Annotated in this window: 19 protein-coding genes; 6 read left to right on the top strand and 13 right to left on the bottom strand. The window is 68.1% G+C overall.

Features of this window, described 5'->3' with window-relative positions; genetic code table 11:
- Positions 1–119: 119 nt before the first annotated feature.
- From CFB46_RS22110 to CFB46_RS22140, 7 genes are read right to left on the bottom strand one after another with little or no spacing between them, the layout of a single operon-like run.
- The gene (locus tag CFB46_RS22110) at positions 120–1,166 is read right to left on the bottom strand and encodes an ABC transporter substrate-binding protein (RefSeq protein ID WP_089501285.1); all 1,047 of its coding nucleotides are present in this window, start codon (positions 1,164–1,166) and stop codon (positions 120–122) included.
- Positions 1,163–2,314, bottom strand: coding sequence for an NAD(P)/FAD-dependent oxidoreductase (locus tag CFB46_RS22115; RefSeq protein WP_089501286.1), 1,152 nt, complete (start codon positions 2,312–2,314; stop codon positions 1,163–1,165). The genes CFB46_RS22110 and CFB46_RS22115 overlap by 4 nt, the downstream gene beginning before the upstream one ends.
- Positions 2,307–3,749 (bottom strand): FAD/NAD(P)-dependent oxidoreductase, encoded by a 1,443-nt coding sequence (locus CFB46_RS22120; protein ID WP_089501287.1) that lies wholly within the window; start codon positions 3,747–3,749, stop codon positions 2,307–2,309. The genes CFB46_RS22115 and CFB46_RS22120 overlap by 8 nt, the downstream gene beginning before the upstream one ends.
- Positions 3,746–4,093: a (2Fe-2S)-binding protein gene (locus CFB46_RS22125; protein ID WP_089501288.1), complete on the bottom strand. Its 348-nt coding sequence runs from the start codon at positions 4,091–4,093 to the stop codon at positions 3,746–3,748. Before CFB46_RS22125 ends, CFB46_RS22120 begins: the two co-directional genes overlap by 4 nt.
- A complete protein-coding gene (locus CFB46_RS22130; RefSeq protein WP_089501289.1) occupies positions 4,093–4,887 on the bottom strand; it encodes an ABC transporter permease in 795 nt (264 codons plus the stop codon). Before CFB46_RS22130 ends, CFB46_RS22125 begins: the two co-directional genes overlap by 1 nt.
- Positions 4,884–5,882, bottom strand: coding sequence for an ABC transporter permease (locus CFB46_RS22135; protein ID WP_089501290.1), 999 nt, complete (start codon positions 5,880–5,882; stop codon positions 4,884–4,886). Before CFB46_RS22135 ends, CFB46_RS22130 begins: the two co-directional genes overlap by 4 nt.
- Positions 5,883–6,965 carry an ABC transporter ATP-binding protein gene (locus tag CFB46_RS22140; RefSeq protein WP_089501291.1) on the bottom strand — a complete coding sequence of 361 codons (1,083 nt, stop codon included), beginning with the start codon at positions 6,963–6,965 and terminating at the stop codon, positions 5,883–5,885.
- A 294-nt stretch (positions 6,966–7,259) separates the two neighbouring features.
- Between CFB46_RS22140 and CFB46_RS22150 the strand changes: the two genes are divergently transcribed.
- From CFB46_RS22150 to CFB46_RS22165, 4 genes are all read left to right on the top strand, one after another.
- Complete coding sequence (locus CFB46_RS22150) at positions 7,260–8,150, top strand: IclR family transcriptional regulator (RefSeq protein WP_089501292.1); 891 nt, start codon at positions 7,260–7,262, stop codon at positions 8,148–8,150.
- A 191-nt stretch (positions 8,151–8,341) separates the two neighbouring features.
- Positions 8,342–9,088 carry an SDR family oxidoreductase gene (locus CFB46_RS22155; RefSeq protein WP_089501293.1) on the top strand — a complete coding sequence of 249 codons (747 nt, stop codon included), beginning with the start codon at positions 8,342–8,344 and terminating at the stop codon, positions 9,086–9,088.
- Positions 9,089–9,241: 153 nt separating this feature from the next.
- Entirely contained in the window at positions 9,242–10,096 is an 855-nt protein-coding gene (locus CFB46_RS22160; RefSeq protein ID WP_089501294.1) for a DJ-1/PfpI family protein, read from the top strand.
- A gap of 66 nt (positions 10,097–10,162) precedes the next feature.
- Positions 10,163–10,636: a YybH family protein gene (locus tag CFB46_RS22165; RefSeq protein ID WP_089501295.1), complete on the top strand. Its 474-nt coding sequence runs from the start codon at positions 10,163–10,165 to the stop codon at positions 10,634–10,636.
- 101 nt (positions 10,637–10,737) lie between these two features.
- On the opposite strand, the gene CFB46_RS22170 is transcribed toward CFB46_RS22165, so the two are convergent.
- From CFB46_RS22170 to CFB46_RS22180, 3 genes are all read right to left on the bottom strand, one after another.
- Positions 10,738–11,685 (bottom strand): GlxA family transcriptional regulator, encoded by a 948-nt coding sequence (locus CFB46_RS22170; RefSeq protein WP_089501296.1) that lies wholly within the window; start codon positions 11,683–11,685, stop codon positions 10,738–10,740.
- A 160-nt stretch (positions 11,686–11,845) separates the two neighbouring features.
- Positions 11,846–12,367, bottom strand: coding sequence for a GNAT family N-acetyltransferase (locus tag CFB46_RS22175; protein WP_027782357.1), 522 nt, complete (start codon positions 12,365–12,367; stop codon positions 11,846–11,848).
- Between the two features lie 72 nt (positions 12,368–12,439).
- Entirely contained in the window at positions 12,440–13,183 is a 744-nt protein-coding gene (locus CFB46_RS22180; protein ID WP_089501297.1) for an SDR family oxidoreductase, read from the bottom strand.
- Positions 13,184–13,495: 312 nt separating this feature from the next.
- On the opposite strand from CFB46_RS22180, the gene CFB46_RS22185 reads away from it, so the two are divergent.
- Positions 13,496–13,879 (top strand): hypothetical protein, encoded by a 384-nt coding sequence (locus CFB46_RS22185; RefSeq protein WP_027782359.1) that lies wholly within the window; start codon positions 13,496–13,498, stop codon positions 13,877–13,879.
- Positions 13,880–14,046: 167 nt separating this feature from the next.
- On the opposite strand, the gene CFB46_RS22190 is transcribed toward CFB46_RS22185, so the two are convergent.
- Positions 14,047–14,910 (bottom strand): helix-turn-helix transcriptional regulator, encoded by an 864-nt coding sequence (locus CFB46_RS22190; RefSeq protein WP_089501298.1) that lies wholly within the window; start codon positions 14,908–14,910, stop codon positions 14,047–14,049.
- 95 nt (positions 14,911–15,005) lie between these two features.
- Here CFB46_RS22190 and CFB46_RS22195 point away from each other — a divergent pair, with 95 nt between their 5' ends.
- Positions 15,006–15,899 carry an SDR family oxidoreductase gene (locus CFB46_RS22195; RefSeq protein WP_089502300.1) on the top strand — a complete coding sequence of 298 codons (894 nt, stop codon included), beginning with the start codon at positions 15,006–15,008 and terminating at the stop codon, positions 15,897–15,899.
- A 32-nt stretch (positions 15,900–15,931) separates the two neighbouring features.
- Here CFB46_RS22195 and CFB46_RS22200 read toward each other — a convergent pair whose 3' ends face one another.
- Positions 15,932–16,921, bottom strand: a complete 990-nt coding sequence (locus tag CFB46_RS22200; RefSeq protein ID WP_089501299.1) for a zinc-dependent alcohol dehydrogenase family protein — start codon at positions 16,919–16,921, stop codon at positions 15,932–15,934.
- Positions 16,922–17,044: 123 nt separating this feature from the next.
- Positions 17,045–17,947, bottom strand: a complete 903-nt coding sequence (locus CFB46_RS22205) for a LysR family transcriptional regulator (RefSeq protein WP_089501300.1) — start codon at positions 17,945–17,947, stop codon at positions 17,045–17,047.

Genomic DNA, 17,947 nt, shown 5'->3' on the forward strand with positions numbered 1-17,947 from the left:
CGGGCTAGTGTTGTCGGCCCGCGTCTCCCCGGTCAAATCCGCAGAAAAAGGGGAGTGTCATCACTCCCGCAAATGATGGTCGCGGCGCGCGTGGCCGTGCCCGCGCGCGCCGGGGCCCGTCACCGCTCGATCTGCCGGTTCCAGCGCGTATCCCACTGTGCGCGGCGCGCGTTGATCGCGGTCCAGTCGACCACCGTGACCTTTCGCACCAGATCGTCGACGTTGCCGAGGCTTTGCTGCATCCCGGCCGGCATCTTCGCGAGGCGGTTGGTCGGGATCTGCTTGCCGGCCTCGGCCGCCTTCGTCTGCGCGGGCGCGGACAGCAGGAACTGCGCGAGCTTCTGCGCCAGTTGCGGATCGGGGTTGTTCGCGACCACGCACAGGTCGACGAGCAGCAGCACCGGGCCTTCCTTCGGATTCGCATAGGCGACGGGGATGCCCTTGTCCTGCAGGTCGCCGACGGCGGTCGGCGTGAGGGGGAACAGGCCGGCCTCGCCGGTCTGCACCATCTCGGAGATCTTCGCCGAGTTCGGGATGTACTCGACGACGTTCGGCCCGACCGTGCTCGCCCACTTGCTGAAACCGGGCTCGACGTTCTGCTCGCTGCCGCCGAGCAGCCGGTTGATCGCGAGGAAGCCGTGCAGCCCGAACGTGCTGCTCGACGCCGACTGGAACACGACCTTGCCCTTGTATTTCGGATCGGCGAAATCCATCCACGACGTCGGCGCCGCCCAGCCTTTCTCGGTGAACAGCTTCTTGTTGTATGCGATGCCGGTCATGCCGAGCTGCACGCCCGCGCCGACGTCGTCCTTCATCCGCGCGAACGGATACAGCTCCTTGAGCACCGGCGAATCGTCGAGTTTCTGGCACACGCCGAGGCTTACCGCGCGCGCCATCACGCCATCGTCGAGGAACGCGACGTGGATCTGCGGCTTGTTGCGGTTCGCGAGCAGCTTCGCGAGCACGTCCGACGACGTACCGGGCACGACGACCACCTTCACGTTGTTGGCCTTTTCGAAGTCGGGCAGCACCTGGCTCGTATAGGCCTTTTCCATGGGGCCGCCGTTCATGCCGACGTAGATCGTCTTCGTTTGTGCGAACGCGGGCGCACCGGCGCCTGCGATGCAGAGAGCGGCAGCCGCCGCGATCGTTCCGAGCAGTTTCATTTTTGGATCTCCTCTTGACGGAAAGGGGCGGTCGGCGTGGCTTGCGGGAAGAAGCGGCCGATTGAGAATGCATCGAGTGGCGTGACGGTTTCGCCGGTGGTGACGAGATCGGCGAGCACGTCGCCGACGCCCGGCGCGAGCAGGAACCCGCCGCCGGAAAAACCGAACGCATGCAGCAGGCGCGGCGTCGTGCCGCTCGCGCCGATGATCGGGTTGTGGTCGGGCGTGCAGCCTTCGACGCCGCTCCAGGTGCGGATCAGCAGCGCGTCGCGCAATGCGGGCAGCAATGCGCACGCATCGCGCATCACCGCGCGCGTCGTGTCGACCGACGGCTGGCCGAACTCGCCGTCGCCGCGGCCTCGGCCGCCGCCGATCACGCAGTTGCCGCGCGCGACCTGGCGCGCGTACACGCCGCCGCCATACACGCCGAGGTTGTGCGCGATGAACGGCGGCAACGGCTCGGTCACCCACATGTTCGGGTAGATCGGCTCCATCGGTACGGCTTCGCCGAAGCGTTCGGCGATCGTGTTCGCCCAGGCGCCGGCCGAATTGATCAGCCACGTCGCGGTGTGCGTGCGCCCGCCCGCCTGCAAGTGGAAGCGCGTGCCGTCGTGGTGAACCTCGTCGACGGGCGTGTGCTCGAACACGTCCGCACCTGCCGCGCGGGCCGCGCGCGCGAAGGCGGGCGACACGAGGCGCGGGTTGGCGTGGCCGTCGGTTTCGCACAGCGAGCCGCCGAGCGCCGCGCGGCCGAGCCACGGGTAGCGGCGGCGGAATGCGTCGCCGCGCATCACCTGCAGCGGCAAGCCGTGTTCGCCGGCGAGCGCGGCGTATGCGTCGAGCGCGTCGAGATCGGCGTCGCTGCGCGCGAGCCGCAAGTGGCCGGACACGACGAATTCGCCGTCGATGCCGATCAGTTCGGGCAGCCGATCCCAGATGCGCCGCGCCCGCAGCGCGAGCGGCAATTGCTCGGCCGGGCGGCCCTGGCAGCGCACGCCGCCGTAGTTCACGCCGCTCGCCTGCGCGCCGCAGTCGCGCCGCTCGAACAGTCCGGCGCGCAGCCCGCGGCGCGTCAGCGCGAGCGCGGCCGACGCGCCGACGAGGCCGCCGCCGACGATCGCGACGTCGTAATGCCGGATCTCACTCATCGCGCGCCTCGTCGGGAATCGCCGCGACGGCGTCGCCCGCGAGCGCGGCCGAGATCGGGAACGGCTTCACCGGTGGTTGCGCGCGCAACCGGCCGACGTCGGCGAGCGGGCGACCGGTTTCGGCGGCCAGCACGAGCGCGGCCGCGTCGCCGCACATGCGGCCCTGGCAGCGGCCCATGCCGACGCGCGTCAGCGCCTTCAGCCGGTTCAGCTCGGTCGCTTCGCCGCCGCGGATGCAGCGGCGCAGCGCGCCCGCGTCGATCTCCTCGCAGCGGCACACGATCGTGTCGTCGGGGCAGCGGGCAGCCTGGTCGGCCGGCGGCGCGAACGCCGTTTCGAGGCCCTCGCGGAATGCGCCGATGCGTGCGAGCGTACGGTCGAGCGTCGCCGCGTCGGGTTTGCCGGACGGCGCGCGCGACGCGATGCCGGCATCGTCGAGCAACGCGAGCGCCGCGCGTCGGCCCGATGCCTCGGCCGCGTCGGCGCCCGCGATGCCCGCGCCGTCACCGGCGACGTAGATGCCGCGCACCGACGTGCGTCCGGCCGCGTCGCGTTCGGGCAGCCAGGCGCGATTGAGCGGGTCGAAGCCGAACCGGCAGCCGGCGAGATCGGCGAGCTGCGTTTCGGAACGCAGGCCGAAGCCGAGGCCGAGCGCATCGCAGTCGAGCAGGCGCGGCGCCGCGGCCCGTGCATCGTCGCCTGCGGCACGCCATGCAAGTCCCGTCACGTGTTGGTCGCCGAGCACGCGCTCGAGCGTGACGCCCGTTTCGATTGCCACGCCATGCGCGCGCAGCCAGCCGATCATGTAGAGCCCTTTCGCGAAGATCGACGGCATGCGCAGCAGCGCGGGCGCGGCCGCCGACTGGCGTCGCAGCGGGCTCGTGTCGAGCACGGCCGCGACGTTCGCGCCGGCCTTCGCATACTGGTAAGCGACGAGGTAAAGCAGCGGTCCCGTGCCCGCGAACACGATGCGCCGGCCGATCGCGCAGCCTTGTGCCTTCAGCGCGACCTGCGCGCCGCCGAGCGTATAGACGCCCGCGAGCGTCCAGCCCGGCACGGGCAGCATGCGGTCGGTCGCGCCGCTCGCGACGATCAGGTGCGAGTACGGCACCGTCACTTCGCGGCCGTCCTGCAGCGTGTCGACGCGGCCCGCGCCGCACGACCACGCAAGCGTGTCCGGCCGATAGTCGACGTGCGGTAGCAGGGCGGCCATCGTTCGGTGCACGGCGTCGGCCTTCGCGGCCTCGAACCCGTACAGCGTGCGCTTGCCGCGCACGAATGTGGCGTCGGCCGGCGGTTGACGATAGATCTGTCCGCCCCAGCGCGCGTTCTCGTCGATCACGACCGGGCGCAGCCCCGCATCGGCCAGCGCCTCGGCCGCGCGCACGCCGGCCGGCCCCGCGCCGATGATCACCGGTTGCAGTACGGCGCTCACGATGCGTCTCCGGTCGCGGCCGGCCAGGCGACCGTGAGGATTCGCATGCCTTCGGCGATCGGCGTCGAGCACGCGCGCACACGTGCGCCGGCTTCGGTGCGCACCCAGCAGTCCTGGCATGCGCCGATCAGGCAGAAACCCGCGCGCGGCTGCCCGCTGAATTCGCTGACGCGCACGCGACGCTGCGCGACCAGAATCGCGGTGAGCACGGTGTCGCCGGCCAGCGCCTGCATGGGCCGGCCGTCGAGCGTGAACGCGACGGCGGCGCGCTCGCGTTCGTCGACGCGCACGAACTGCGCGCCGTCTTCCGCGCGGTCGGTGGAACGGGAAACGGGAGTCGTCATCAATGTTGGCCGATCAGGATGCGGTTCAGGCCGTACACGCGATCGAGCAGCAGCATCGCGCCGGCGGTGATGAAGATGACGAGCGCCGACACCGAGGCCATCATCGGGTCGATCGATTCGGTCGCGTACATGTACATGCGCACGGGCAGCGTGACCGTCTGCGGCGACGTGACGAAGATCGACATCGTCAGTTCGTCGAAGCTGTTGATGAACGCGAGCAGCCAGCCGCCCGTGATGCCGGGCACGATCATCGGCAGCGTGATGCGGCGGAACGTCGTCCACGGGTCCGCGCCGAGCGAGCACGCGGCCTGCTCGATGCTGCGGTCGAGGCCGGCGACGGACGCGAGCACGAGCCGCATCACGAACGGCGTGATGACGATCATGTGCGCGAGCACGAGCCACGCGAACGAGCCGGTCGCGCCGATCAGCGCGAAGAAGCGCAGCAGCGCGATGCCGAGCACGAGGCCGGGAATCACGAGCGGCGACAGCAGCAAGCCGTTCAGGAACGCACGGCCGGGAAACGCCGCGCGGCCGATCGCGAGGCCCGCCGGCAACGCGATCGCGAGCGACAGCGTCGCCGACGCGAACGCGAGCTTCACGCTGTTGAAGAACGCGGTGACGAAGTCGGGATAGTCGAGGATCGCGCGGAACCAGCGCAGCGACACGCCGTGGGTCGGCAGCGTCAGCGTTTCGTCGGGTGTGAACGCGACGAGCACGACGATCACGAGCGGCGCGAGCACGAACAGGATCACGAGCGTGTGGAACGCGAGGGCGAAGGGGCCGTTCTTTCTCATCGCGATGCGCCTCCGAGGCTGCGTGCGTAGCGGCGTTCGAGCACGCGGTAGTAGGTGAGCATCACGACGAGGTTCGCGGCGAGCAGCAGCACCGCGATCGTCGCGCCGAGCGGCCAGTTCAGCGAGCCGAGGAATTCGTCGTAGACGGCGGTGGCCGCGACTTTCAGCCGGCGTCCGCCGAGCAGGCCGGGAATCGCGAACGCGCTCGCCGACAGACCGAACACCATCAGGCTGCCCGACAGCACGCCCGGCATCAGTTGCGGCACGACGATGCGGCGCAGCGTCGTGAACGGCGACGCGCCGAGCGACAGCGCCGCGTGTTCGGTCTGCGGATCGAGCCGCTGCAGCGCGGTCCACACGGGAATCACCATGAACGGCAGCATCACGTGCACCAGCGCGATGACGATCGCGAAGGTCGTGTATTCGAGTTTGTAGGGGCCGAGGCCGACGAGCCCGAACGCCTGGTTCACGAGCCCGCTGGTGTTCAGCAGCATGCTCCAGCCGAACGCGCGTACGACCACCGACACGAGCAGCGGCGCGAGGATCGCGAGCAGGAACAGCGAGCGCCACGGGTCGCGCATCTTCGACAGCACGTACGCTTCCGGCGTGCCGATCGCGACGCAGATCGCCGTCGTCAGCGCGGCGATCCCGAACGTGCGCGCGAAGATCGTGTGGAAATACGACGAGCCGAGCACTTCCGCGTAGTTGCCGAACTGGAACGCGGCGATCGGGCCGGTGGCCGGGTCGAAGCGATAGAACGTCAGGATGAACGTCATCGCGAGCGGCACGAGCACGAGCGCGGCGAACAATGCGAAGGCGGGCGCGCACATCAACCACGGCGGCGCGTAGGCGCGCCAGCTCGCGCGCGGCGCGTGGGCGCCGACGGCGCGGGGCGACACTGCATCGGCGGCCGCGCCGGCGGGCGCGGTCGCCCCCGATTGCGCGAGCCCGGCCGGTGCGCCGTCGCTCGACAGCGGGCGGGAAGGCTGCCTCATTCAGGCCTCCCGGCGCATCACGCGCACCGCATCGCTGTGCCAGTCGATGCCGACCGGCGCGCCTTCCGCGAGCGGCTCCGCGCCTTCGTTCTGGCAGCACACGAGCACTTCGCCGAGCGCGCTGTCGACGCGGTACAGCCACTGACTGCCGAGGAAGAAGCGGCTCGTGACGGTGGCGGCGAAGCGGCCGGCATCGGGCGCGCACAGCCGCAGCTTCTCCGGACGAATGCACACCGATACCGCGTCGCCCACGCGTATGTCGCGCTCGCGCGGCGGCAGGTGCGCGGCGCTGCCCGTTTCGGCGAGATCGTGCCCGAGGTCGATGCGGATCGCATCGCCGTCATGCGCGACGATCGTGCCGGGCAGCAGATTCGCCTTGCCGATGAACTGCGATACGAAGTGGTTTTCCGGGCGCTCGTACGCGCGGTACGGCGTATCGGTTTGCGTGATGCGGCCGGCTTCCATCACGACCACGCGGTCGCTGATCGACAGCGCTTCCGACTGATCGTGCGTGACCATGATCGTCGTCGTGCCGATCTTGCGCTGGATCGCGCGCAGCTCGAACTGCATCTCCTCGCGCAGCTTCGCGTCGAGATTCGACATCGGCTCGTCGAGCAGCAGCACGGGCGGCTCGATCACGACCGCGCGAGCGATCGCCACGCGCTGTCGCTGGCCGCCCGACAGTTCGCGCGGAAAGCGGTGCGCGAGCGCGTCGAGCCGTACGAGCGCGAGCGCCGCACGGATGCGTTCGGCGCGCTCGGCCTTGTCCACGCCGCGCATGTCGAGGCCGAAGCCGACGTTCTCCGCGACGCTCATGTGCGGAAACAGCGCATAGCTCTGGAACACGATGCCGAGCCCGCGGCGGTTCGGCTTCAGGTGCGTGATGTCCTGCCCGTCGAGCGCGATGCGGCCGCGCGTGACGTCGACGAAGCCGGCGATCATCTGCAGCGTGGTGGTCTTGCCGCAACCGGACGGGCCGAGCAGCGACACGAATTCGCCTTGCTCGACCGACAGGTTGACGTCCGCGACGGCGGTGAGCTCGCCGAAGGTTTTCGTCAGATCCGTAAGCGTGAGAAACGACATGGAGAGCTCCGGGTTCGCACACCGCATGGCCGGTGCGCCGATGACGCGGACTCTAGCCAGCCATATTTCGGAGCGTCAATTTCGAATTCTGCTGAACGGGATGAATTTCGAAAAAATTCCATTCAGCGGAACGAATCGATAAATCACCCGCAAATCGTTCCGATGGATGAAGAGCGGTCGAACCGCGAAACGCGCGCGTCAATCCCGTGCACACCCGGATGCCCGCGGATTTTCGGCCGGACGACAATGGCGACTGTCGTATTCCGTTCAATGAAATCGTCGAGGAGAGCCGGCATGCAGGAACCCCATTCGCCCGGAATATCGCCGGCCGCGCGCATGCCGCACCCGGACGAGGGCGTCGTGTCCGATTCCGCCGGCGCGCCCGGCACCGGCATGCTGCAGCGTGCGTTCGCGATCCTGCGCGCGCTGGCCGGCATGCAGCAGGACGGCGTGCGCGTCACGCATCTCGCGAAGGCCGTCGGCCTCACGCAGGGCACCGCGCACCGGATTCTGCAATCGCTGATCGCCGAAGGGATGGTCGAACAGGACGAACAGTCGAAGCTGTACCGGCTGAGCGTCGACTTCTTCGCGCTCGCCGCGCAGGCCGGCAACCCGAGCAGCATGCGCACGCTGTGCCGTCCCGCGCTGCTGCGGCTGTGCGCGAGCCTCGGCGAAACCATCTTCCTGCTCGTGAAGAGCGGCTTCGACGCCGTGTGTCTCGACCTGTGCGAAGGGCCGTTTCCGATCCGGTCGTTTACCGGCGACATCGGCGGACGCATCGCGCTCGGCGTCGGGCAGGGCAGCCTCGCGATCCTCGCGTTCCTGCCCGAAGCCGAACGCGAGGAGGTGATCCGCTTCAACGTGCCGCGCATCCGCGGCTACGGCGTGCTCGACGAGGTGTATCTGCGCACCGAGATCGAACGCGTGCGGCAGCTCGGCTACGCCGGCCGCAACAGCGGCGTGCTCGACGGGATGGCCGGCGTCGCGGTGCCGATCCTCGATCGCACCGGTTATCCGGTCGGCGCGCTGAGCGTCGGCACGCTCGTGTCCCGCCTCGGCGACGACCGGATGCCGATGGTCGTCGAGCTGTTGCGGCGCCAGGCCGACGCGATCGGCCCGCGCACCAATCCGTTCGACGCCGCGTTGCGGCGGCCGATGCTCGGGCTATCGGCGAAAACCGTATAACCGCGTCGGGCGTTGCCGTTTCGTCGGCGCCCGTTCGCACCGGATGGCGTTTTTCGAGGGTTATAAGACCTTTGCGCCATCTGCCTCCCGCTCCATACTTCACGTGAACGATCAAGCCGGAGCAAGCACGCAAACGCCATCGCGTGTCGCGTATCCGGCCTGATCAGTCACCACATGAAAAGGAACGGAAGATGAGACTCGAGAACAAATCGGCGTTGATCACGGGTGGCACCAGCGGTATCGGTCTTGCTACCGCGAAGCTGTTCGTTGCAGAAGGGGCGCGCGTCGCGGTGACGGGGCGCGACGAGACCGTATTCGAGCGCGTGAAGGCGGAGCTCGGCGAGCATGCGGTCGTGCTCAAGGGCGACGTGCGTTCGCTCGACGACATGCGCGCGATCGCCGCGGGAGTCAACGAGACGTTTGGCGGTCTCGATGTCGTGTTCGCCAATGCCGGCTGGGCGTTCCCGTCCGCCGTCAACGACATCGACGAGACGCTCTATGACGCCATCATGGACGTCAACGTCAAGGGCGTGGTGTACACGCTTAAAGCAGCGCTGCCGTACTTGCGCGAAGGTTCATCGGTAATCCTCAATACATCGTTCGTCGCGCAGACCGGCAAGCACGGCATCTCGTTGACCGCGGCGGCGAAGGCCGCCGTGCGGTCGCTGGCCCGCAGCTGGTCGTACGAGTTTCTCGACCGGAAAATCCGCTTCAACGCGATCGCGCCTGGCGCGATCGATACGCCTCTGCTCTCCAAGTGGGGCATGCCCGACGAATGGGTGCGTGAGCGCAAGGCCGAATTCGCCGAAGCGATTCCAGTGGGCCGCATGGGCAACGCCGACGACATCGCGTACGCGGCGCTTTATCTCGCCAGCGACGAATCGTCCTTCGTCGTCGGCACCGAGCTGGTGGTCGATGGCGGTGCGTCGCAGCTTTAAAGCCTGCGCTTCACGCTTTCCGAGCCCGGCACGTCATCGCGACTCATTCCCATCCCGATTTCACGTCCGCCACGCCGTTCGCCGTGGCGGTTATTTCATCCGGCCCGGCGGGGTTGCGCTCGCCCATGGGCCAAAGTGCAAGGAGCAATCATCATGACCGACAGTAGCGATAACCCTGTCCCGGCCGGGCACCTCACGCGGGCAGGCCGTTCGCGCCGCGATGTCCTGAAGTTCGGCAGCGCGGCCACCCTCGGCGCCGTGCTGGGCGGCGGCGCGTTGCTCGGGCGCGCCACGCCAGCGCTTGCGGAGACCGGCGACGCGGCGCTGCTTGCGCCGAACGAGCCGCTCGACATTCTGATCGTCAATTACGACGGCGGCACGCTGCTCGACTTCGCGGGCCCCAGCGAGATTTTCCACCGGCTGCCGAATACGAACGTTCGCTACGCGAGCCTCGATGGCGGCAACGTGACGCTCGAATTCGGCGTCGTGTACGGCAAGACCGAACGGCTGGCCGACATCGACAAGACCGACCTGATCCTCGTGCCCGGCGGGTCCGATTTGTCGGCGCCGATGCGGCCGGCGTATCAGGCGCAGATCCGGCGCCTCGCGGAAAGCGCCAAACACGTGACGTCGGTGTGCAACGGCTCGCTCGTGCTCGCCGCGACGGGCGTGCTCAATGGCAAGCGCAGCGCGTGTCACTGGGCCTTCGTCAACAAGCTGTCCGAGTACGGCGCGATTCCCGTTCCCAATCGCTTCGTCGAAGACGACAACGGCCGCTTCATGAGCGGCGGCGGTGTGACGGCCGGCATCGACTTCGCGCTGCGCGTGGCGGCGAAACTGCGCGGCCAGCAGGCGGCCGAGTTCACGCAACTCGTGATCGAATACGATCCCGCTCCGCCGTTCCACTCCGGTCATCCGAGAGATGCGCGGCCCGAACTCGTCGCAATGGTCGACAAGAAGCTGCCCGGCGCGTCAAAGGGGCTCGCTCGCGTTCCCGGCGTTCGCTGACACGCTTGCCGGCCACGCATGCAGGTCGCCACCTCTTCAATTCAAACCCGATTCGGAACTCACTCGATGCGACAGATTCATCTTCGTACTGCTGCGCTCGCAGCATGCTTGTCCTTTTTTGCATTCACGGCGCCGGCTATCGCCGGCGGTTCGCAACGTTTGCCCGAAGCGGCCATCAAGGCCGAGAACGCGCGATGGGCGGATGCCTTTGCGCGAGGGGACTACGACGCGATAGGCCGTCTCTATACCGACGACGGCGCGCTCTTGCCGCCCGGAGGCGACAAAGTCACCGGGCGCCGCGCGATCACCGAGTACTTCACCAACGGGTATGCCGGATCGAAACCCGGCACCGTATCGTTCAGCAACGACGAGTTCTACGGTAATGACCGGGTCGCGACGGAGGTATCGGATGTGGAGGTTCGCGACGGTGACGGAAAGCTCAAGATCCGCGCCAAGCAGACGCTCGTCTTCCTGAAGCAGGGCGGCACGTGGAAGCTGCATCGCGACATGTGGAACGCTTATCCGCCCGTCAACGATTGACGATTATCGAAGCGCGGCGAAATGGCGCGTTGCGTACCCACGCGCCGATCATCCGTTAGCGCGACGTCGACCATGCGGCGTGCCGATCGGCAGGCGGTCGATCAGCGCGCTGCGTTCGACCTGCTCTCGCGTCGAATCGCTTGCGGCGGGTGCCCATGCAGCTTGATGAACGCCCGGCGCATCCGTTCCGGATCGGTGAACCCTACCGCCAGCGCAATCTGTTCGATCGGTTCGCTGCCGCCCTGAAGGCGCAGCCTCGCTGCTTCGACGCGTAAACGCTCGACGGCGCGCGCCGGTGTTTCACCGGTTTCCCGGCGAAACGCGCGCCCGAACTGTCGCAAACTCAAGCGGGCGGCATCGGCGAGCCGCTCGACCGGCAGCGCTTCGGCCAGATGTTCCCGGGCGAAATTCAGCGCGATGCGGATGCGATCCGATTCCGGCTCCATTTGCGACATCGCGGAGAATTGCGACTGCCCGCCGGGGCGCCGATACGGAACGACCAGAAGCCGGGAGACCTCGCGCGCGATCTCCGTACTCATATCCCGTTCGATCATGCCGAGCGCCAGGTCGATGCCGGAGGCGATGCCCGCCGACGTCCAGACATGGCCATCGACGACATAGATACTGTCGCCGTCCACCCGTGTGCGAGGAAAGCGCGACTGCAATTGCGCCGCGTAGCGCCAGTGTGTCGCCGCTCTCAAACCGTCCAGCGAACCGGTTTCCGCAAGCAGAAATGCGCCCGTACACACGCTGGCCACCCGCGACGCCTTGGCGGCCAGCTTGCTGGCCGCGGCGATATTTTCCGATGTCTGCATCGGCGCGATGTCGCCGCCGACGAACACGACGGTGTCGAACGCGCGCCTGCCGATCGGTTTCGTGTCGATCGAAAGGCCGGTATTGCCGGGAATCGGGCCGCCGAAGGGCGAGACGACGTGAAGATCGTATGGCGTATGGCCGGCGGCCGTGGCCACCTGATTGAAGGCCGACAGCGGCCCGCCAAGATCGAGCGCGTCGTAGCCGTGGCAGACGAAGAATCCAATTCGATGCATGACGAAGCAATGAGTCGATAACGCCGGAATGGCGAATTTTACCGGGAACCCTCGGATCGTGCCAATTGGCTCGAAACGAGGGAAAAACGACGTTTACGCCGTCATCGATCGACTGTACCGGTTTGCGCCGCGCTTACGCGATGCCGACAGGAAGCGACGGTCAGCGACGGTAGATGAACTCGAGATCGGTCGATTCGCCGACCTTGAAATCGTACGTGCCGACACGCTTGAAGCCCGCCTTTTCGTAGAACGCGATGGCCTTCGCATTGCCCGACCACACGCCCAGCCATACCGGGCCGGGGCGCGTCGCGGCGAGATACTGGAGCGCGGCGTCGAACAACGCGCGTCCGGCGCCGGTTCCCTGCGTGCCGCGTCGAAGGTAGAGTTGATGGATCTCGCCCGCACCGTCCGTTACTTCCGGGTGGGGAAGCTTGCACGGCCCCGCATGCGCGTATCCGACCAGCGTGCCGTCGTCGCCTTCCGCGACCCACGTCCGGCACTGCGGGTCGCCGAGCTGCTCGGTGATCGCTGCGACCGAGTACGTCCGGGCTTCGTACTCGGCCAGATCGTCCGGCGGGTAATCGATACCAAACCCGTCGTGCAGAAAGGTTTCGCGAAACGTATCGCGCTTCAATTCGGCAAGCGGGACGGCATCGGCCAGTGTCGCAACGCGGATCAACATTGAGCATCTCTCGGTTCGGTGTCGGGTCGACAGTTTATCCCGGGTGATCTCCAGCAGACGCATCCCCACGCGCTAGCCCGTGACCGTCGCGGTCGGACGCACGACGATCTCGCTCACGTCGACATCGTCAGGCTGCGCGATCGCATACGCAATGGCCGCCGCGATCGCGTCGGGTTCGAGCGCGATGCTGCGGTACCGCGTCATCGCTTCGGCGGCGACCGGGTCGGTAATCGTGTCGGCCAGCTCGGACGTGACGACACCCGGGCAGATGCTCGTGATGCGCAGCTTGTCGTTCTCCTGCCGCAAGCCGTCGGAGATCGCGCGCACCGCGTACTTCGTCGCGCAATAGACGGCGGCCGTCGGCGATACCCGCAATCCGCCGATCGACGATACGTTGACGATCTGGCCGAAACCCTGCCGGTTCATCACCGGCAGGGCGGCCGCGATGCCGTACAGCACGCCCTTGATGTTGACGTCGACCATGCGGTCCCACTCGTCGACCTTCAGCGACGCCATCGGAGACAGCGGCATGACGCCCGCGTTGTTGACGATGACGTCGATCTGCCCGTACTCGGCGAGCGCGGCGTCGACGAAGGCGACGCTGTCGTCGCGCTGCGTGACGTCGAGCGCACGCCAGGCCGCGGTGCCGCCATCGGCGCGAATGTCGTCGGCGAGCGCGGCAAGGCGTTCGGTGCGGCGCGCGCCGAGCATCAGCCGCGCGCCGCGCGCGCCCAGATAGCGGGCGGTGGCTTCGCCGATACCGCTGCTCGCGCCGGTGATCAGGATCACTTTCCGTTCGATGTTGTGGCTCGTCATATCCGTTCCTCGGTTCGGGATGAAGAACCGACAGCATTGCGCGGAAGCGGGGGCGACCGTTATCTCGCGAGTCCGCATTTCTTGCACGATTCTCCGGGAGTGCGCCGGGCACGATCCGGTGCGTGGCCGTGCATGCGGTTTTCCGACCCGGTAAAAAAACGCCGATTTTGCAGCGCAGCGAAAGGCGGCGAAGTTCGCCCGGTCGGACCTCCGCCACGAACCGAAATCGCCGATACGGCAATCTTGCGGATGCCGATGGTTGACGGCCGGCGGACATGCTAGGATTTCCGTCAAACAACTCCGGAGACTGCGATGCCGTTCATCTGCGAAAACGTTGAATGTCGTGCCGTGCTGGCTCGCGGGCAGGTCAGGCCCCATCAGGAGGGCGCGGGCTGGTGCTTCTACTGCCCCGACTGCAACGCCAGAAACGAGTTGATGAATATCGGCACGGCCAGCGGCCCTGTCGAGCTGGTTCAGCCGGAGCGGGCCAGCCCGCCGCACAAGGTCGTCGCGACGGCCCGGCCGCTGGACGATGGCCGATACGCGGCGCAGTTGAGCGTCCAGCGGGCGCTCGCCGTGAAAGGCACCTACGCGGCCGAAGAGCACTGGGATCAGCTCGGCGTATTCGGCGACGCGCAGGAAGCCGTCGCGCATGCGAAGTCTTTCGCGACGGACGTGCTGCAGCGCGCGGCATAGTCGGCACTTTTCCGTGAATGAACGAAGGGCGTCGCGCGTTCGCGCGCGGCGCCCCTTTGCGTTTTCCGCCCGCGTTCGTCAGTGATGAATATCGAACGACAAGTACTGCTGCGCGATCCGCCGATACGTGCCGTTCTGAAGTAGGCTCGCAAAAAATTCGTGCGTGGTCACGTGGTCGGCACCGGTGCCGGCGTCCGGCGGGCCTCTTCGCGGGCCGCGACGAGCGCGCGGATCAGCGCGCGGTCGGCGGGCGTCGCCGGCGTGAAGACCACGAGGCTCAGGTCCGGGCGGCCGGTGACCGAGAACGCCGAATAGTCGAACGCGATCCGGCCGGCCTGCGGATGGCGGATCTCCTTCGTGCCTTCGTGATGCGAATGGATATCGTGGTCCCGCCACATCGCGTCGAATTCGGCGCTCGTCGCGCGCATCTCGTCGACGAACGCCTGCACGGCCTGCGTCGCGCCGCTGCGCGCGACGTCCGCACGAAACGCGCCGACCGCGAACCGCGCGATGCGCTCCCAGTTCGGCTGCGCGGCGCGCACGCGCGAGTCGACGAAGATCAGCCGCAGGACGTTGCGCGCGGCCAGCGGCAGCGTCGCGTAGTCGGTCAGCGTCGCGGCCGCCGCGTCGTTCCACGCGACGACGTCCCACGTCGCCGTGCGGATGATCGCCGGGCTCGCGTCGAGCGCATCGAGCACGTGCTGCAGGCGCGGCGTTACGCCGGCCGGCGCGTGATAGCGCACCTCGGGCAGATGGCCGACGCCGATCAGGAACAGGTGCTCGCGTTCGGCCTCGTTGAGCATCAGCGCGCGGGCGAGCCGGTCGAGCACGTCGGCCGACGGCGCACCGCCGCGCCCCTGTTCGAGCCACGTGTACCATGCGGCGCTCACGTGCGCGCGCTGTGCGACTTCCTCGCGCCGCAGGCCCGGCGTGCGGCGGCGCGTGGCCGGCAGCCCGAGCGCGGCGGGGTCGAGTTTCTCGCGGCGGTCCCGCAGGTACGCGCCGAGCAGGTTGTCGGGAGCGTCAGCCATATCCTGTTAGTTCGTTTACCGGTAAACCGTCACGACTTCACCGCGAGCGGCCATCGGCAGATAGTAAGCCTCCATTTCATCCGGAGGTGCTGAACATGCGTGTCTTTGTTACGGGAGCGTCTGGATTCGTCGGCTCGGCCGTCGTCGCCGAACTCGTGGGCGCCGGGCACTCGGTGCTCGGGCTGGCGCGGTCCGATGCGGCCGCGGCGTCGGTTGCCGCCGCCGGCGCCGACGTCCATCGCGGGTCGCTGGAGGATCTCGACAGCCTGACGCGCGGCGCCGAGGCCGCCGATGCGGTGATCCACACGGGATTCAATCACGACTTCTCGCGCTTCGCGCAGAACTGCGAACTCGATCGTCGCGCGATCGAGACGATCGGCGCGGTGCTCGCCGGCTCGGCGCGGCCGCTGGTCGTCACGTCGGGCCTCGCGCTCGTTGCGCCCGGCCGCGCGGCGACGGAGGACGATCCGCACGTGCCGGTGTCGGCGAGCTATCCGCGTGCGTCCGAAGCGACCGCGGTCGCGCTGGAAGCGCGCGGCGTGCACGCGTCGGTCGTCCGCCTGCCGCCGTCCGTGCATGGCGACGGCGATCAAGGCTTCGTGCCGCGCCTGATCGCGTTTGCGAGGGAGAAGGGGGCATCGGCGTTCGTCGGCGACGGCGCGAACCGCTGGCCGGCCGTGCACCGGCTCGACGCGGCGCGCGTGTACCGGCTCGCGATCGAACGCGGCGCGGCCGGCGCGCGCTATCACGCGGTCGACGATACGGGCGTGCCGTTTCGCGAGATCGCCGACGTGATCGGCCGCCGGCTGAACGTGCCGGTGGTCGCGAAGTCGGCGGAGCAAGCCGGCGAGCACTTCGGCTGGTTCGCGATGTTTGCCGGGATGGATGCGCCGGCAACCAGCGAGCGCACGCGGGCGTTGCTCGACTGGGCGCCGACGCAGCCTCGGCTGCTGGCCGATATCGATCGGCCGCGGTATTTCGAAAGCTGACGAGCGGCCGCGCCGCTCGCCCTGGGTGCGGCTCAGACCGTGACGACGATCTTTCCGACCTGCGCGCCGGCTTCCATGTAGCGGTGCGCGTCCACGATGTCGTCGAACGCGAACGTGCGATCGATTCGCGGCTTCAGCGTGCCGGCCGCGAGCCCGTCGACGATGAAGCGCTTCGCGCGTTCGAGCCGTTGCGCGCTGCCGGTGATCTCGAACAGCTCGTAGCCGCGCAGCGTCAGGTGGCGCGCGAGCAGGTCCATCACCGGCACCGGGATGTCGCGCGTATCGAGCGCGCCGTACTGGAAGAACGTGCCGTTGGTGGCCAGCGCGCGCAGCAGGTTCGCCGCGCCGGGGCCGCCGACCGGGTCGAACACGATGCGCGCGCCGATGCCGCCCGTGATGTCGGCCACCTGCTGCGCCAGGTCGGAGGGGCTGCCGACGATCACGTGTTTCGCGCCCGCGTCGAGCAGCGCCTGACGCTTCGATTCGCCGCGCGTCAGCGCGATCGGCATCGCGCCGACATGGTTCGCCACCTGGATCGCGGCCTGCCCGACGCTGCTCGACGCGGCGCCGACCAGCACCGCATCGCCGCGCTCGAGGCCGCCGAGTTCGATCAGCGCGCCGTAGGCCGTGACGAACATCATCCACGTCGCGGCCGCCTCCTCGAACGACAGGCTGTCCGGATGCTTGACCACCGCATGCGCGGGCACGTTGACCACCTCGCCGTACATCCCGTAGTCGGCGAACGAGAATGCCGGCACGACGCTCACCGCGTCGCCTTCGGCGAACCCCGTCACGTTGCGGCCGATCGCCGCGACCACGCCCGACGCCTCGTAGCCGAGCGACGCCGGAAAGCGCGGCGTGAACGTGTATTCGCCGCTGCGGAACATGACTTCCGCGCGATTGAGGCCGAGCGCCTTCACGCGTAGCTGGATGTCGTCGGGGCCCGGCGCGGGCACGTCGACGGTGTCGATCTGCAGGACTTCGGGGCCGCCGATGCGGTGGAAACGAACGATGCGGGTCATGGAGCGCTCCTTCGATGAACGGGTGTCGATGAAGCAGCATCGTAGGCGGGCGCCCGCGCCGGATAAACGCGCAGCCCGATCATTGATTGTTATTCGACGAATAACAATCGACGCGGACCCGTGTTACGCCGGATAACGCCGCGCGAACAGCTCGGTCAGCCAGTCGATGAACGCGCGCACCTTGTCGGGCAGATGCGCGCGGTTCGGGTACAGCACCGACACCGGCTTCGGCACGGCCGGCACGCCGGGCAGCAGCTCGATCAACTGACCCGAGTCGATGCTCGGCTGCAGCGCGGGCCGCAACGCATGCACGATGCCGAGGCCGGCGAGCCCGCACGACAGCAACGCTTCCGAGTTGTCGGTGAGCAGGCTGCTCGCGAGCTTCACCGCGACGGTTTCGCCGCGCGCGCGGAACGTCCAGTCGAGCACGCGGCGATTGCGGCCGGTGAAGAAATTGACCGCGCGATGCGTACGGAGATCGTCGAGCGTGCGCGGCAAACCGTGGCGTGCGATATAGGCCGGCGACGCACACGTGGCCATCGGCACCGCGCCGACGGTGCGCGCGACCATGCTCGAATCCTTCAGCGTCCCGACCCGCACCACGCAGTCGATGCCTTCGCCGATCAGGTCGGCCGGCTGATCGCTCGCGCCGAGCACGAGCTCGATCTGCGGATAACGCTGCTGGAAGTCGGGCAGCGCCGGAATCACGACCGTCTTCGCGAGCGCGAGCGCGATGTCGATCCGCAGCCGGCCCTTCGGCACCGCGCGTTGCTTGGGAAACGACGCGAACGCCTCGTCGATGCTGCCGAGCAGCTGCACGCAGCGCGCATGGAACGCCTCGCCCTCGGCCGTCACGCTGACGCGGCGCGTGCTGCGGTTCAGCAGCCGGACGCCGAGCTCCTGTTCGAGCTGCTGTACGGCTTTCGTGACGGCCGGCCGATGCAGTTGCAGCGCGTCGGCGGCCTGCGTGAAGTTGCCGCGTTCGACGATCTGTACGTAGATCTGCATCGTTTGCAGGCGGTCCAT

It is taken from the genome of Burkholderia sp. HI2761, from assembly GCF_002223355.1.
Lineage (GTDB): Bacteria > Pseudomonadota > Gammaproteobacteria > Burkholderiales > Burkholderiaceae > Burkholderia.

Coding starts and splice junctions, on each gene's coding strand:
- CFB46_RS22200 (WP_089501299.1), bottom strand. CDS start 16,921: ATGACCCGCATCGTTCGTTTCCACCGCATCGGCGGCCCCGAAGTCCTG.
- CFB46_RS22175 (WP_027782357.1), bottom strand. CDS start 12,367: ATGTTGATCCGCGTTGCGACACTGGCCGATGCCGTCCCGCTTGCCGAA.
- CFB46_RS22130 (WP_089501289.1), bottom strand. CDS start 4,887: ATGAGAAAGAACGGCCCCTTCGCCCTCGCGTTCCACACGCTCGTGATC.
- CFB46_RS22180 (WP_089501297.1), bottom strand. CDS start 13,183: ATGACGAGCCACAACATCGAACGGAAAGTGATCCTGATCACCGGCGCG.
- CFB46_RS22150 (WP_089501292.1), top strand. CDS start 7,260: ATGCAGGAACCCCATTCGCCCGGAATATCGCCGGCCGCGCGCATGCCG.
- CFB46_RS22190 (WP_089501298.1), bottom strand. CDS start 14,910: ATGGCTGACGCTCCCGACAACCTGCTCGGCGCGTACCTGCGGGACCGC.
- CFB46_RS22205 (WP_089501300.1), bottom strand. CDS start 17,947: ATGGACCGCCTGCAAACGATGCAGATCTACGTACAGATCGTCGAACGC.
- CFB46_RS22185 (WP_027782359.1), top strand. CDS start 13,496: ATGCCGTTCATCTGCGAAAACGTTGAATGTCGTGCCGTGCTGGCTCGC.
- CFB46_RS22140 (WP_089501291.1), bottom strand. CDS start 6,965: ATGTCGTTTCTCACGCTTACGGATCTGACGAAAACCTTCGGCGAGCTC.
- CFB46_RS22160 (WP_089501294.1), top strand. CDS start 9,242: ATGACCGACAGTAGCGATAACCCTGTCCCGGCCGGGCACCTCACGCGG.
- CFB46_RS22170 (WP_089501296.1), bottom strand. CDS start 11,685: ATGCATCGAATTGGATTCTTCGTCTGCCACGGCTACGACGCGCTCGAT.
- CFB46_RS22155 (WP_089501293.1), top strand. CDS start 8,342: ATGAGACTCGAGAACAAATCGGCGTTGATCACGGGTGGCACCAGCGGT.
- CFB46_RS22115 (WP_089501286.1), bottom strand. CDS start 2,314: ATGAGTGAGATCCGGCATTACGACGTCGCGATCGTCGGCGGCGGCCTC.
- CFB46_RS22195 (WP_089502300.1), top strand. CDS start 15,006: ATGCGTGTCTTTGTTACGGGAGCGTCTGGATTCGTCGGCTCGGCCGTC.
- CFB46_RS22125 (WP_089501288.1), bottom strand. CDS start 4,093: ATGACGACTCCCGTTTCCCGTTCCACCGACCGCGCGGAAGACGGCGCG.
- CFB46_RS22110 (WP_089501285.1), bottom strand. CDS start 1,166: ATGAAACTGCTCGGAACGATCGCGGCGGCTGCCGCTCTCTGCATCGCA.
- CFB46_RS22165 (WP_089501295.1), top strand. CDS start 10,163: ATGCGACAGATTCATCTTCGTACTGCTGCGCTCGCAGCATGCTTGTCC.
- CFB46_RS22135 (WP_089501290.1), bottom strand. CDS start 5,882: ATGAGGCAGCCTTCCCGCCCGCTGTCGAGCGACGGCGCACCGGCCGGG.